Annotated in this window: 11 protein-coding genes and 1 pseudogene; 6 read left to right on the forward strand and 6 right to left on the reverse strand. The window is 68.2% G+C overall.

Annotation, left to right across the window (positions count from 1 at the left end; genetic code table 11):
* The 3 genes and pseudogenes from AB1I47_RS33970 to AB1I47_RS31720 all read left to right on the forward strand — a co-directional run.
* Positions 1-149: pseudogene (locus AB1I47_RS33970) on the forward strand (IS110 family transposase); the annotation flags it as partial.
* Positions 150-249: 100 nt separating this feature from the next.
* A complete protein-coding gene (locus tag AB1I47_RS31715; RefSeq protein WP_354687623.1) occupies positions 250-879 on the forward strand; it encodes a CYTH domain-containing protein in 630 nt (209 codons plus the stop codon).
* Between the two features lie 33 nt (positions 880-912).
* Complete coding sequence (locus tag AB1I47_RS31720) at positions 913-1686, forward strand: uracil-DNA glycosylase (protein WP_354687624.1); 774 nt, start codon at positions 913-915, stop codon at positions 1684-1686.
* On the opposite strand, the gene AB1I47_RS31725 is transcribed toward AB1I47_RS31720, so the two are convergent.
* The gene (locus AB1I47_RS31725; RefSeq protein WP_354687625.1) at positions 1683-1961 is read right to left on the reverse strand and encodes an acylphosphatase; all 279 of its coding nucleotides are present in this window, start codon (positions 1959-1961) and stop codon (positions 1683-1685) included. The genes AB1I47_RS31720 and AB1I47_RS31725 overlap by 4 nt on opposite strands.
* Before the next feature lie 207 nt (positions 1962-2168).
* On the opposite strand from AB1I47_RS31725, the gene AB1I47_RS31730 reads away from it, so the two are divergent.
* Positions 2169-3923, forward strand: coding sequence for an ABC transporter permease (locus tag AB1I47_RS31730; RefSeq protein WP_354687626.1), 1755 nt, complete (start codon positions 2169-2171; stop codon positions 3921-3923).
* A gap of 7 nt (positions 3924-3930) precedes the next feature.
* Positions 3931-5265, forward strand: a complete 1335-nt coding sequence (locus tag AB1I47_RS31735; protein WP_354687627.1) for an ABC transporter ATP-binding protein — start codon at positions 3931-3933, stop codon at positions 5263-5265.
* Positions 5266-5437: 172 nt separating this feature from the next.
* Here AB1I47_RS31735 and AB1I47_RS31740 read toward each other — a convergent pair whose 3' ends face one another.
* The 5 genes from AB1I47_RS31740 to AB1I47_RS31760 form a co-directional block, all read right to left on the reverse strand.
* On the reverse strand, positions 5438-7786 hold the full coding sequence (locus AB1I47_RS31740; RefSeq protein ID WP_354687628.1) for an FUSC family protein: 2349 nt from the start codon (positions 7784-7786) through the stop codon (positions 5438-5440).
* A 50-nt stretch (positions 7787-7836) separates the two neighbouring features.
* Positions 7837-9651, reverse strand: a complete 1815-nt coding sequence (locus AB1I47_RS31745) for a M61 family metallopeptidase (RefSeq protein WP_354687629.1) — start codon at positions 9649-9651, stop codon at positions 7837-7839.
* 106 nt (positions 9652-9757) lie between these two features.
* Complete coding sequence (gene acuI, locus AB1I47_RS31750; protein WP_354687630.1) at positions 9758-10762, reverse strand: acrylyl-CoA reductase (NADPH); 1005 nt, start codon at positions 10760-10762, stop codon at positions 9758-9760.
* Positions 10763-10866: 104 nt separating this feature from the next.
* Positions 10867-11625 carry a DsbC family protein gene (locus AB1I47_RS31755; protein WP_354687631.1) on the reverse strand — a complete coding sequence of 253 codons (759 nt, stop codon included), beginning with the start codon at positions 11623-11625 and terminating at the stop codon, positions 10867-10869.
* 53 nt (positions 11626-11678) lie between these two features.
* Positions 11679-12962: a UbiH/UbiF family hydroxylase gene (locus AB1I47_RS31760; protein ID WP_354687632.1), complete on the reverse strand. Its 1284-nt coding sequence runs from the start codon at positions 12960-12962 to the stop codon at positions 11679-11681.
* 122 nt (positions 12963-13084) lie between these two features.
* On the opposite strand from AB1I47_RS31760, the gene ychF reads away from it, so the two are divergent.
* Complete coding sequence (gene ychF, locus AB1I47_RS31765) at positions 13085-14176, forward strand: redox-regulated ATPase YchF (protein ID WP_354687633.1); 1092 nt, start codon at positions 13085-13087, stop codon at positions 14174-14176.
* Positions 14177-14279 lie beyond the last annotated feature (103 nt).

The following is a 14279-nucleotide window of genomic DNA, read 5'->3' on the forward strand; positions in this document are numbered from 1 at the left end:
TCTACCAGCGTCTGCTCGCGGCCGGCAAGCCTAAGAAGGTTGCCATCGTTGCCTGCATGCGCAAGCTGCTGACCATCCTGAATGCGATGGTCAGAGACGGCGCAATGTGGGACCCGACTAAGCATGTTTTGCCGTCCGTTAAGCCTTGACTTTAAACACAGTTGCTCTCCCGCTTGCGGGAGAGGGGACCGGCTTGCGGTCATTGAAGCGATATCGCACGCCTCCTGCTCCTAAGCCCCCCACCTCGCCATGCCCCAGGAAATCGAACTAAAACTCGCCGTCCCCGATACCGCCCTTGCCCCGCTGGCCGCCTGGCTCGACGCCAACGGCGAACCGCAAGGCGAAGCCACGCTGCTCAACATCTACCTCGATACCCCCGAGCACGAGCTTGCCCAGGCCCGCGCCGCCCTGCGCCTGCGCCGCAAGGGCGAGCAATGGCTACAGACACTGAAGACCGCCGGAAACAGCCAACGCGGGCTGGCCACGCGCCATGAATGGGAAACCGAAATCGCCGGCGAGGCCATCGACCTGCAGCGCTTCCCCGCCGAAGCGCGGGCCGTGCTGGCGCCACTGATCGGCAGGCTGGCGCCGGTGTTCCGCACCGACTTCGTCCGCCGCACCTGGCTGGTCACGCAGAACGGCGCACGCATCGAAGCAGCGCTCGATACCGGCACCATCACCGCGCCGGGCAATGCCGCCTGCGAACCCATCCAGGAGCTTGAACTGGAATGGCTCGACGGCGACGCCGCGCAAGCCGCCGACACCCTGCGCGCCTTCGCCGCACGGCTGTCCGCCATCGCCTCGCTGGCGCCGTCCGACCTCAGCAAGGCCGCACGCGGCTACCGCCTGGCAGGCATTGCCGAAGGCAAGGCGTCATAATCGCGTTTTTTCCTCGCCCCGCTTTCCTGACGCATGCAAGCCGATCTCTTCGCCACCGACACCCGCGCCCCCGGCGAGCCCGCGCCGACCGCCAGCCTGCAGGCCCAGGCCGACGCCCTGCCCACAGCCTGGCGCGCGTTGCTCGATCCGTGCATCCAGGTGCCGGCCTGGCAGGATCTGGCCGCCTTTGTCGATGGCGAGCGTGCCGCCGGCAAGCCGGTGTTCCCGCACCACGTCTTCCACGCGCTGCACCTGACGCCGCCCGACGCGGTCAAGGTGGTGATCCTCGGCCAGGACCCCTACCACGGCACCGGCACGGTCGGTGGCGTGGAGATGCCGCAGGCGCACGGGTTGGCGTTCTCGGTGCCCGACGGCATCAAGGTGCCGCCGAGCCTGCGCAATATCTTCAAGGAAATCGCCGCGGAGTTCGGTGTCGACGGCAACTGCCCGCCGCGCACCTCCGGCAACCTGGAGGGCTGGGCGCGCCAGGGCGTGCTGCTGCTCAACACCGTGCTGACGGTCGAGCAAGGGCAGGCGGCCAGCCACGCGCGGCGCGGCTGGGAGGCGGTCACCGATTGCCTGATCCACGCGCTGGCCGCCAGCCGCCCCAACCTCGTGTTCATGCTGTGGGGCAGCCACGCGCAGGCCAAGAAGCCGCTGCTGGGCGCCGGCCATTGCGTGCTGGAAGCGCCGCACCCGTCGCCGCTGTCGGCGCACCGCGGCTTCCTCGGCTGCGGCCACTTCCGCGAAGCCAACCGCTGGCTGGAAGCGCATGGCCGCGCGCCGGTGGACTGGACCGCCGCCTAGATCGTCGGCCGGAACTCGAAGCCGGCAAACTCCCCTTCCCCAGGTCCCACCTCGACGAGCGTCACACGCGCCTCTGGCGGACCCGTTTCCATCCACGCCTGCAGCGCTTCGAGCTGCTTGACCGTGCCGTGCGCCATCACCTCGACCGTGCCGTCGGCCCGGTTGCGCACCCAGCCGCCCAGGCCGAGCTCGTCCGCCGCGTCGGCACAGGCGGCGCGGTAGCCCACGCCTTGCACGCGCCCATGCGCGACCATGCGCCAGGTTGCTTTCTTCATGGTCTTTCCCTGTGAGCGCACGCCGGCGGCGTACGCGAAGTGCCATCCACCCCAAGTAAACTAGACCGCCATGCCGGGCGTTACCAAGGGATGCGCGCCGCCCGGCGTGAAGCCGGCGGCATGCGGGCTTTGCCATCGTCCGCCGGGCCGCGAACCGGAGCCGGGCCACAAACCTGGCCGCAAGCCTCACCATTCCGAGAAGCGCCCATGATGCCACCCGCCGACCGCCGCGCCGCCCAGCCCGCCCCCGGCTACGACAGCCAGTTGCTGCGCGCGCCGCCGAACCGCTTCGACCTCGCGCTGCTGCCGATCATCCTGGCCGTGATCGTGATGTTCGCGTTCGCCGCGCAGCAGATGAACGCGCCGTTCCATCCCGACCAGCAACTGGCGGTGCACCTGGACGTCGCCTACCTGCCCTACTACCTGATGCGCACCAGCATCCGCATGCTGGCGGCGCTGGCAGCCTCGCTGCTGTTCTCGCTGGCGTTTGCCGCGCTGGCGTCCAAGAGCCGCACCGCCGAGAAGGTGCTGGTGCCCGCGCTCGACATCCTGCAGTCGATCCCGGTGCTGGGCTTCTTGTCGATCACCGTGACCGGCTTTATCGCGCTGTTCCCCGGCAATATCGCCGGCGTCGAATGCGCGGCGATCTTCGCCATCTTCACCTCGCAGGCCTGGAACATGGCGTTCAGCCTGTACCAGTCGTTCCGCACCATCCCGGCCGACCTGCTCGAAGCCGCGGCCATGTTCCGGCTGTCGCCGTGGCAACGCTTCTGGCGGCTGGAAGTGCCGTTCGCCATGCCAGGCCTGCTGTGGAACATGATGATGTCGATGTCCGGCGGCTGGTTCTTCGTGGTGGCGTCCGAAGCGATCTCGGTGTCCGGCCACGATATCCGCCTGCCCGGCATCGGCTCCTATATCGCGCTGGCGATCCAGCAGCAGAACCTGGCCGCGATCGGCTGGGCGATCCTGGCGATGCTGGTCGGCATCCTGCTGTACGACCAGTTCCTGTTCCGCCCGCTGGTGGCGTGGGCCGACCGCTTCCGCTTCGAGACGCTGGCGCAGGACAAGGCGCCGCAGTCGTGGCTGCTGGACCTGCTGCGCCGCTCGGCCTGGGTCGGCGCGCTGCTGGCACAGGCGGCGGCACTGGCCGGGCGCACGCTGGCGTGGGGCGCGCGCCGCAGTGCGCGATCCAGTGCAGAACCGGCCGATCCGCGCCGCGCCCAATGGCTCGCCCGCGCGCGCGACGCCGTGATCGTGCTCATTGCGCTGGCCGCACTGCTGCGCGTGGCGTACTTCGTGCACAGCGAGGTGGGCTGGGCCGAGGTCGGCCATGTGTTGTGGCTGGGCACGCTGACCATGGTGCGCGTGGTCGTACTGATCGCGCTGGCGGCGCTGGTATGGGTGCCGATCGGCATCCGCATCGGCCTGAACCCGGACCTGGCCCGCATCGCCCAGCCGGTGGCGCAGTTCCTGGCGGCCTTCCCGGCCAACCTGATGTTCCCGCTGGCGGTGATGCTGATCGCGCGCTTCGGGCTGAACCCGGAGATCTGGCTGAGCCCGCTGCTGATCTTCGGCACGCAGTGGTACATCCTGTTCAACGTGGTCGCGGGCGCCTCGGGCATTCCGACCGAACTCAAGCTCGCGGCGCGCAACTTCGGGCTGCGCGGCTGGCTGCTGTGGAAGCGCTTCCTGATCCCGGCGGTGTTTCCCAGCCTGCTGACGGGGCTCGTCACCGCCGCCGGCGGCTCGTGGAACGCGAGCATCGTGTCCGAGTACGTGACCTGGGGCGACCGCACCATCGTCGCCACGGGGCTGGGCAGCTATATCGCCGAGACCACCGCGCGCGGCGATTTCCCGCGCATTGCGCTGGGCATCGGCGTGATGGCGCTGTTCGTGGTCGGCTTTAACCGGCTGCTGTGGAACCGCCTGTATCAACTCGCGCAAGAGCGCACTCGCTTGTAAGGCTCCGATGGCCGAGAACCTCAACCCAACCGCGACCGCAGTGATCGAACTGCGCGGCGTCGGCAAGATCTTCCGCACCGCCAGCCAGAGCGACCGCGCCGTGCTCGAAGGCGTGGACCTCACGCTGCGCGAGGGCGAGATCGTCGCCATGCTCGGCAAGTCCGGCTCGGGCAAGTCGACGCTGTTGCGCATCATGGCCGGGCTGGTCGGCGCCGACCGCGGCGAGGTGCGCTTTCGCGGCGAGCGCCTCGATGGCACCGCCGAAGGCATTGCGATGGTGTTCCAGTCGTTCGCGCTGTTCCCGTGGCTGACAGTGCAGCAGAACGTGGAGCTCGGGCTCGAAGCGCAGGGCGTGCCCAGGGCCGAGCGCGAGCGCCGTGCCGAGGCGGCCATCGACATGATCGGGCTGGCCGGCTTCAACAGCGCGCTGCCGCGCGAGCTGTCGGGCGGCATGCGCCAGCGCGTGGGGATTGCGCGCGCGCTGGTGACCGAGCCCGACCTGCTGCTGATGGACGAGGCCTTCTCCGCGCTCGACGTGCTGACCGGCGAAACGCTGCGCGACGAGATGCTCGAGCTGTGGGAAAGCGGCCGCGCCAACATCAAGAGCATCCTGATCGTCTCGCACAATATTGAAGAGGCAGTGATGATGGCCGACCGCATCGTGATCCTGTCGAGCGACCCGGGCCGCATCCGCGCCGAGGTGCCGGTAGCGCTGCCGCGCCCGCGCAACCGCGACAGCGCGCAGGTGCGCGCGCTGGTCGACGAGATCTATGCGCTGATGACCGCGCCTGCCGCCGAAGCGCGCATGCCGGCACAGGCCCCCGCGCGCCAGATCGCCTACCGGTTGCCTGACGCCGACATCAGCCAGATGGAAGCCATCCTCGACCTGCTGTGCGAGCCGCCTTTCCATGGCCGCGCGGACCTGCCACACCTGGCCGACGAAGCCGGCCTGACCGACGACGAACTGCTGCCCGCCTGCGAAGCGCTGCAACTGGTTCGGCTCGTCGCGATCGAGCGCGGCGACATCAACGCCACCGACGCTGGCCGCGCCTACTACGCGGCCGAGCCGCAGCAGCGCAAGGCGCTGTTCGGCCGCCAGCTATTGGCCAACGTGGCGCTGGCCGCGCACGTGCGGCGCGAACTGCAGGCCAGCGAAGCGGGCGAGATCGGCGAAGAACAGGTGCTGGGCGAGCTGGAGCAGTTCCTGAAGCCCGAGGAAGCGGAGCGCGTGCTGAGCGTTGCGATCGGCTGGGGACGTTATGGTGAGATCTTTGAGTACCGGTATAACAGCGGGATGCTGGCTTTACCGGAGGATGAGTTGCCGCAGGGGCATGGCGCTTAACTATGCCGGCGGTGTTCTCCCCTCTCCCATTTATGGGAGAGGGGCGGGGAAGAGGGCTGGCGTTTCCAGGGAGCGAGGCGTCTCGATGCTTGCCATACGCCGGCCCTCTCCCCCTGCCCCTCTCCCGCAAGCGGGAGAGGGGAGCAAACCGACGGTGCCTCGGATTGCGCTGCTAGGAAGGTGATCGCATCGCGCGTCCGATCGCCCCCGTACGCAGCGCAATCTTTGCCGCATCCTCGCGTAGCGCACGCAGCCGGCGCTCCAGCACCGCGTTGGCGGGACGGCCGGTGGAGCTTGAGGTCGGACCGGCCTGTTCGCTCGACTCGCCTGTCGCAGCGGCCTGCACTAACGTGTCAGTGCGGCGCTTGTCGGCCGAATCCGCCAGCCGCGCACGGCGCTCGGCGGCAGCGTCTTCCGCCGCTTCGACGGCTTCTGCGCCAAGCTGCTCCGCCGCCACCGCCAAGGGTTCCGGCACTTCAGCCACTGCCGGCGAGGCACCGCGACGGACAAAACCCGCCCCCCGGCCACCGCCGCGCTCATCGGCATGCAACCGCTCGCTGGCCAGTTGCAGACTATGCCTGGCCGCCTCGGTCGCCTGCTCGATCGCAGCCTCCGCCGCCGGGATATCGAGCTCGTCATAGTGCTGCCGCACCTGGATCCGCGCCGCCGCCACATGCGCCGCCACCAGGTAGTTCTGCACGATAAAGCGGTTCAGGTTGTCCACCGCTCGGTGCCGGCTCTTGGGCTCGTCCAGCATGCGCTGGAACGACGAGATCAGCGCCGACAGGTTGTCCATGAACTGCTTGCGCTGCACGCGGTAGGCAAAGTCGTCCTTGGCCCGGCGCAGCAGCAGGTCGCGCGTGGCGGCGATATAGCGGCGGTTGGCCTGCAGCACGCCCTCCACCAGCTTGGGGATGGCGCGGTACTCCCAGCTCGGCAGCACGAAGCTGAACAGCGACGCGATGATGCCGCCGATCACCGTATCGACCAGCCGCTCGCCGGCTACCGTCGGGCTGCCCGGCATCAGCAGGTTAATCTGGATCAGCACCTGGATGCAGGCCGCGATCGCGGTATAGCGGTACTTGATGGTCACGAACGCGGCGCTGGCCACCAGCGCCAGGAACAGCACGCCCAGCAGCACCAGCGGCTGGTGCACCACCTTCAGAATGCCTACCGCCACCACGCAGCCGATCAGCGTGCCGATCACGCGGTCGTTGTAGCGCTGCTTGGTCATGCTGAAGTTGGGCTTCAGGATCACGATGATGGTCAGCAGGATCCAGTAGCTGTGCGACACATAGGGCAGGTGGTTGGTGATCCACAGCCCCAGCGCCACCGCCATCGAGATGCGCAGCGAGAAGCGGAACGCCGGCGAGTTCCAGTTCAGGTTATCGCGCAGTACGCCGAACTCGTACTTCTGGCGCGTCAGGAACGGCGTCATGTCCGAGCCGGGCAGCACCTTGGCCGGCTCCACCGGCGTGCGCGAGGCCTCGTGCAACTGGCCGATCAGCGTGATCGCGCCGCGGATCATGTCGAGCGTCTCGGCCAGCGCCGTCATCGCCGCCGGGTTGATATGGTGGTGGCGAAACTGCGCCAGCTCGGCCTCGACCGCGCGCAGTCCCTGCCGGTATTCCACCGTCGCGTACGACGCGCGCCCGCGCGTGACCTCGTAGGCGATCTCTTCGACGTCCTTGCACATCTGCATCACCAGCCCGCGCAGGTGGTCCAGCACCGGCGTGCCGCCGAAGGTCTGGCGCAGCAGCGGATAGTCGGTATTGGTCGACAGGATGTACTCGTACAGGTCGAGCATGCGCAGGTGCACCTGCACCAGCAGCCCGTCGTGCGGCGTGCGGTTGCCGCGCAGCACCAGGTCGCGCGCGGCCTGCTGGCGCTCGGCCACCACGATCTGCTGGCGCACCAGCTGGTTGAACTGCTTTTCGTAGTCGTTGCCGGCGTCGTAGAAGCCGGCCTTGATCTCGAGGTAGCTGGCCAGTTCGTACAGCGATTCCGCCAGCACCTGCTGCTTGGTGCGGCGCTCGGTGATCCAGCTCACCAGCATCGAATAGCCCAGGTAGGCCACCGCGCCGATGCTGAACAGCGCCGCATGCACCAGCGCGCGCTCCACCACGAAGTCCTCGTTGATCGTGAGCGTCATCACGAACAGCGCGGAGAACTGCAACGGCAGCGTCTTGTTGCCGTACACCGTCATCATGGCGGCCATGAAGGTCACCAGCACCAGCACGAACGGCATCACGCGCGGGAACGGCGTGGTCAGCGCCACCACCAGCGTCACCACGCTGCACAGCAGCACGCTCGCCAGCATCTCGTTGAACTTGTGGTTCAGCGGGCTGGGCAGGTCCATCAGGCTGGTGCACAGCGCGCCCATCGACACCACCATCGCGGTGGGCAGGTCGGTGAACTGCAGCGCGATCAGCGTGGCGCCGATCACGCCCGTGGCCGAGCGCAGCCCCCGGTACACGTAGTGCGAGTAGAGGAAGGTGCGAGGGTCGTGCGCGTATTGCATGCGGCGGGGCGGCCTGCGGAGGCTCGGGTTGCTTGCGTTGAGTCGCTACGTCACTGGCCCAGCCAGCGCGAGCGCGCCGCGTGCCGCCCGCCCTCCAGGCTCACCTTGTACTGCTGCGCCGGCTCGCGCGCCAGCGTCACGGGCAGCACCTGCAGCTCGTCGCGGCGGAAAGCGTGCAGCTCGACGCGGTCGCCGGTGCGGTAGCGCGCCAGCAGCCTGTCGATCTGGCCCGGCGCCACGCGCAGGCCGTCGATGGCCACCAGCAGATCGCCGGCGGACAGGCCACCGGCCTGCGCCGCGCCGCCGTCGAACACCTGCGCCACGCGCACCCAGCCCTCGTCGCTCTTGACCTTGATGCCCAGCGCCGCGGTGCGCGCCGGCTTCTGTGCCTCGGCCTTGACGCCGATCGCCTTGAACAGCGCCGGCAGCGGCAGCTCGCCGGTGCCTTCGGTCAGCGAGCGCAGCAGCGCGCCCAGGCGCAGCCCGGTCACTTCATCGAACAGCGCATACACCTCGGCCTCGGTGACGCCGCGCTGCACCGCGCCCGGCGCATAGAAACCGCGCCCGTAGCGGCGCCACAGCGCACGCATGATGTCATCGAGCGAACGGCGCCCGCGCGTCTTCTCGCGGATGGTCAGGTCCAGCGCCAGCGCCACCAGCGAACCCTTGGTGTAGTAGCTGACGATGGCATTGGGTGCGTTCTCGTCCTGCCGGTAGTACTTGGTCCAGGCATCGAACGAACTTTCGGCCACGCTCTGCTTGGTGCGGCCATTGCCACGCAGCACGCCGTTCCAGGTCTTGGCGATCATCTCGATGTACTGCGCCTCGGTCACGCAGCCCGCGCGCACCAGCACCAGGTCGTCGTAATAGCTGGTGAAGCCCTCGAACAGCCACAACAGCGGCGTGTAGGCTTCCCCGGCGAGCCGGTACGGCACGAACGCGGCCGGCTTGATGCGCTTGACGTGCCAGGTGTGGAAATACTCGTGGCTGCACAGCCCGAGGTAGGTACGGTAGCCCTCGCTGGTCTCGCTGTCGCCGCGCACCGGCAGATCGTTGCGCGCGCACATCAGCGCGGTGCTGGCGCGGTGCTCCAGGCCGCCGTAGCCGTCGGTGGTCACCATCGTCATGAAGACGTAGCGGCGGTTGCTGTCAAGGAACGGCGCCTGCGCGGTCTTGGGCTCGAACAGCCGGATCTGCGCTTCGCAGATGCGTTTCAGGTCGCGGCAGACGCGCTCGATATCGAGCTGCGGCACGCGGCCCGTGAAGACCACGTCGTGCTGCGCGCCGCAGGCGCGGAAGCTGGCGAGCTGGAAGGTGCCCATCTCCACCGGGTGGTCGACCAGCTCGTCGTAGTCGGCTACCTGGTAGCGGCCGAAGCCGTAGCGCTTCGCGCCTTCCCGCCCGCTTGCCTCGGGCATTGCGGTGGCAACGCGCCAGTTGCGATACGCCTCGCCGGCCGGCGGATGGATATCGACCAGGCACGGCCGCTCGGCCTGCCCTTCCACGCACAAGAACACCGAGCTGCCGTTGAAGAAGCCATGCGTGCTGTCCAGGTGCGCGGTGCGCACCGACAGGTCCCAGGCATAGACTTCATAGCTCAGCGTCAGGGGGCCGTCAGCGATACCGACCGGCGCGGCCTGCCAGGTCTGCTTGTCGAGCTTGGTCAGCCCGACTTCGCGGCCGCCGGCATCGGCGCGGATGCGCACGATATTGCGGGCGAAGTCGCGGATCATGTAGCTGCCAGGGATCCAGGCCGGCAGCGCGAAGCGCTGGCCGGCGGGATCGGGCTCGCTCACCGTGACGGTGACGGCAAAGAGATGCGCTTCAGGCTGAAGCGGGGCGATGGCGTAGCGAATCGGCGTCATGGGCAGGATTGTAACGTCGGCGCAACCGGGAGCCGCCGACGCCGTTGTGCAACGCAGGGGCGCGTCAGGTTGCGCCTCAGGCAAGTTCAGTTGCGCTCAGTTGCGCTCAGTTCCGATTGACGTCCACCACCACGCGCCCGCGCATGCCGCCCTCGACAATCCTGCGCCCCGCTTCGACCGCGTCGCCCAGCCCGATCTCGCGTGTCAGCGCATTGAGCCGGTCCGGCTCCAGGTCGCTTGCCAGCCGCTCCCACGCGCGTTCGCGCAGCGGCATCGCCGCCATCACGCTGTCGATGCCGTGCAGCGTGATGCCGCGCAGGATGAACGGCGCCACCGACGCCGGGAAGTCCAGCCCCTGCGCCAGCCCGCACGCTGTCACCACCCCGCCGTAGCGCACCTGCGCGCAGGCATTGACCAGCGTGTGCGAGCCGACAGCGTCGATCACCGCGGCCCAGCGCTCCTTCTGCAGCGGCTTGCCGGGCACGCCCAGTTCGGCACGGTCGATGATCTCGTCGGCGCCGAGCGCCTTCAGGAAATCCGCTTCCCGCGTCTTGCCAGTCGACGCCACCACCTTGTAGCCCAGCTTGCTCAGCACCGAGATCGCCACCGATCCCACGCCGCCCGAGGCGCCGGTGACCAGCACCTCGCCATCGCCCGGCCGCACCGGCCCGTTGACGCCGCCGCGCTCCAACGCCAGCACCGACAGCATCGCGGTATAACCGGCGGTGCCGATCGCCATCGCCTGGCGCGTGGTGAAGGCATCGGGCAGGCGCACCAGCCAGTCGCCCTTCAGGCGCGCGCGCTGTGCCAGGCAGCCCCAGTGCGTCTCGCCCACGCCGTAGCCGTTGAGCACCACCTTGTCGCCCGCCTTCCAGCGCGGGTGCGAGGATTCCAGCACCGTCCCTGCGCCGTCGACGCCCGCCACCATCGGCCACTTGCGCACCACCGGGGCGCGGCCGGTGATGGCCAGGCCGTCCTTGTAATTGATGGTGGAGTAGTCGACGGCGACCAGCACGTCGCCATCGGCCGGGAGCTGCGCGTCGTCGAGCGTGGCGATACTGGCCTGCGTGGCTCCGTCGGCCTGGTTCAGCAGCAATGCCTGGAAGGTCATGGTGTCTCCTTTGTCGCCTGGCGGCGATCGCATGAGGGAAAAGGCAGAAAGCACAACGGCCGGGCAAGCCGGCCGTTGCTCGAGCCGGGACTGGTCCGGCGCGCTTATTTCTTGAGGCTGGCGAGCTTGCGTTCCAGCGTGGCGACGTCGGCCGCGCCCGGGATGCGCGTGCCGTCGGTGAAGAACACCGCCGGCGTGCCGGTCACGTTCATGTTCTTGCCCAGCGCCAGGTTTTCCTGCAGCGGCGTCTGGCAGCTGCCGTTGCCGGTCAGCGCCACCTGCTTGAGCATCCAGTCGCGCCACGCCTTGGTGCGGTCAGCCGCGCACCAGACCTGTTTGGACTTGGTTTCCGAATCGGGCGACAGCACCGGGTACAGGAAGGTGTACACGGTGATGTTGTCCATCTGCTGGAAGGTCTGCTCGATGCGCTTGCAGTAACCACAGTTGGGATCGGAGAACACCGCGATCTGGCGGCTGCCATCGCCCTTGGTCCACTTGATCGCGCGCGCCAGCGGCAGGTCCGACCACTTGATGCGGTTGATCTCGGCCAGCCGCTCCTCGGTCAGGTTGGTACCGGTGCGGGTATCGATCAGCTCGCCATTGAGGATGTAGCGCCCGGTCGAGTCGGTGTACACCACCTGCCCGCCGATATTGGCCTCGAACAGGCCCGGCACCGGGGTCTTGCCGACGCTCTTCACCTCGGCGCGGCCGCCCAGCATCTTCTGCAGCGACTCCTTGATGCGGTCGGTGCCTGGCTCACCCGCGGCCACGGCGTGCAGCGCGAAGCCGGCCGCGGCCAGCCCGCCGACGATGGCGGTAATGGCGGCGCTCCGGGCAGGGTGGCGGCGCAGGAATGGGAACATGTGGACTCCAGTGTGTTCGGTGGATAAGGGCGCGGCCACGGGTTCGACAACCGTCAGCCGAGCGCGCGCCCGATCAGGAAGCGCTTGAGCAGCGACTGGCCGCCTACCGCGCGCATGCCGGTATTGCGCACCACGCGCGCCACGCCGCCGGGCAGCGAGAACAGCCGGTGCAGCCCGTCGGTGGCCGCGGTCAGCGATAACAGGTCGGTGGCGCGCGCGCGCTCGTAGCGGCGCAGCAGGCGCAGGTCGCCCTCGCTGCGGAAAGGTTCTTTGTCGGCCATCACGCGGCCAAGTTCCGCGACATCGCGCAGGCCCAGGTTCATGCCCTGGCCGGCAAGCGGATGCACCACGTGGGCGGCGTCGCCCACCAGCGCCACGTGCGGCTGGACGAACTGGTCGGCACGCTGCAGCACCAGCGGGAAACCCTGCGCCGGCGTCACGCAGCGCAGCGCGCCGAACTGCGCGCCGACCGCGCCGCTGGCACCCTGCATCACGGTGGCCGCCAGCGCTTCGGGCGGCAGCGCCAGCAGTTCGGTCGCATGGGCTTCATCGGCCGACCAGACCATCGACACATGGTTGCCGGGCAGCGGCAGCATCGCCAGCACCTCGCCGTTGGCCGGCTCTTCATCGGCCATCAGCTTTTCCGGCGCGCCGAGGAACCACTGCCACGCGGTCTCGTGATGCGGGCGCTCGCAGGCGAAGTTGGCGACCACGCCGAGCTGGCGGTACTTGCGGGTACTGACGCCGATATGGCATTGCTGGCGCAGCCACGAACGCGCCCCGTCGGCGCCGATCGCGCAGGCGGTGCGCAGCTTCGCGCCATTGTCCAGCGTCAGCGTGACGCCGTCCGGGTCGCGGTGGAACGCCATCGCCGTGCCGTCGTGCCAGGTGACCTGGTGCTGGAAGCCCAGCGCCGTATCGAGGGCGCGCTCGACATGGCTGGATTCGATGATCCAGGCGAGCTGCGGCACCGCCGCGGCATAGGCGGAGAAATGCAGATCGCCCTCCAGGCTGGGCGTGGTTTCCGCCGCGCTGACGTCGCCGAATACGCGCATGTCGCGTACCGGCTGGATCCGCGCCGGGTCCAGCGCCTCCCACACACGCATGCGCTCCAGCAGCGCCTGAGAGCTGGCCGAGAAGGCATAGATGCGGCTGTCCCACTCATCCGGCGCCGCGGCGCCGCGGCCGTTGCCCTTGGGCGGTTTCGGCGCGACCAGCGCCACGTCCATGCCCTGCTGGGCCAGCAGCAGGGCGCAGGACTTGCCAACGATGCCGCCGCCGACGACGACAATCGGAAAAGCTGAAGGGTTGCGCGCGGACGCGTTGGATCGGGTCATGGCTGGATTATAGCCACGTCACTCGGCGCCCCGCCCGGTGCCCGCTCAGCCGGGCCAGGCCAGCCAATGGCCAGACGCCCCATCCGCTAGAATATGGTTTTTGCTATTTCCCCCCACCTACCATGAGCCTCAAATGCGGCATCGTCGGCCTGCCTAACGTCGGCAAGTCCACGCTGTTCAATGCCCTGACCAAGGCCGGCATCGCCGCCGAAAACTACCCGTTCTGCACGATCGAACCCAACGTGGGCGTGGTCGAAGTGCCGGATCCGAGGCTCGCGAGGCTGGCGGAGATCGTCAAGCCGGAACGCATCTTGCCCGCGACCGTCGAGTTCGTCGACATCGCCGGCCTGGTGGCGGGCGCCTCCAAGGGCGAAGGCCTGGGCAACCAGTTCCTGGCCAATATCCGCGAATGCGACGCCATCACCCACGTGGTGCGCTGCTTCGAAGATGACAACGTGATCCACGTGTCGGGCCGCGTGCATCCGCTGTCCGACATCGAAGTGATCAACACCGAACTCGCACTGGCCGATCTGGCCACCGTCGAGAAGGCCCTGGCCCGCTACGTCAAGCCCGCCCGCGCCGGCGACAAGGAAGCCCAGCGCCTGGTCGCCGTGCTGGAAAAGGCACAGGCAGTGCTCGACCAGGCCAAGGCCGTGCGCACGCTAGACCTGGCCCCGGAAGAGTGGGAAGCCATCCGCCCGTTCTGCCTGATCACCGCCAAGCCGACCATGTACGTCGCCAACGTGCGTGAAGACGGCTTCGAGAACAATCCGCACCTGGATGCGGTGCGCGAACACGCCAAGCAGACCGATTCCCCCGTGGTCGCCGTCTGCGCCGCCATCGAAGCCGAGATCGCCGATCTGGACGACGCCGACAAGGCCGAGTTCCTGGCCGACCTGGGCATGGAAGAACCCGGCCTGGACCGTGTGATCCGTGCCGGCTTCAAGCTGCTGGGCCTGCAGACCTATTTCACCGCAGGCGTGAAGGAAGTGCGCGCCTGGACCATCCACGTTGGCGACACGGCGCCCAAGGCTGCCGGCGTGATCCACACCGACTTCGAGCGCGGCTTCATTCGCGCGCAGACCATCGCTTACGACGACTTCATCGCTTTCAAGGGCGAGACCGGGGCGAAGGAAGCGGGCAAGATGCGCGCGGAAGGCAAGGAGTATGTGGTGAAGGATGGGGATGTGATGAACTTCCTGTTCAACGTCTGAATTCCACCGGAACGCATGAAAAGGCCCGCATTGCTGCGGGCTTTTTTATTTTCGGTAGCAATGCAGGGCCCTCACAGCCTCTCCATCCCCTTCCCCCGCAACC

It is taken from the genome of Cupriavidus necator, from assembly GCF_040578825.1.
Taxonomy (GTDB): Bacteria; Pseudomonadota; Gammaproteobacteria; order Burkholderiales; family Burkholderiaceae; genus Cupriavidus; species Cupriavidus necator_E.